The sequence below is a fragment of the Rouxiella badensis genome (assembly GCF_002093665.1).
Lineage (GTDB): Bacteria > Pseudomonadota > Gammaproteobacteria > Enterobacterales > Enterobacteriaceae > Rouxiella > Rouxiella badensis.
Map to the genome: position 1 here is coordinate 1 of NZ_MRWE01000070.1, position 553 is coordinate 553.

1 pseudogene is annotated in these 553 nt (G+C 59.0%); it reads right to left on the minus strand.

Features of this window, described 5'->3' with window-relative positions:
* Nucleotides 1-553 (minus strand): annotated as a pseudogene (locus BS640_RS21830) (transketolase); the annotation flags it as partial.

Genomic DNA, 553 nt, shown 5'->3' on the forward strand with positions numbered 1-553 from the left:
ACCGCCGTGCAGCGCAATACCGTTGCTGATCGCGGTCATGCCGAACTCGCGCACGCCGTAGTGAATGTAGTTACCTGCGTTATCGTCGCCGATAGAACGTGAGCCAGACCACATGGTCAGGTTGCTCGGTGCCAGGTCAGCGGAGCCGCCCAGGAATTCCGGCAGAACCTTACCGAAAGCTTCCAGCGCGTTCTGCGATGCCTTGCGGCTGGCGATGTTAGCGGGCTTGGCCTGCAGTTCTTCAATGAATTTCTGAGACTGCGCTTCCCAATCGGCCGGCAGCTTGCCATTCACGCGGCGTTCGAACTCGGCAGCCAGTTCTGGATGCGCTTTCGCATAGGCGGCGAACTTTTTGTCCCAGGCAGACTCTTTCGCCTGACCTGCTTCTTTCGCGTCCCACTGAGCGTAGATCTCCTGTGGAATTTCGAAGGCAGCGTATTTCCAGCCGATGGCTTCGCGAGTGGCGGCCACTTCGGCAGCACCCAGCGCAGCGCCGTGCACTTCATGTGTACCGGCCTTGTTCGGTGAACCGAAACCGATGATGGTTTTGCAC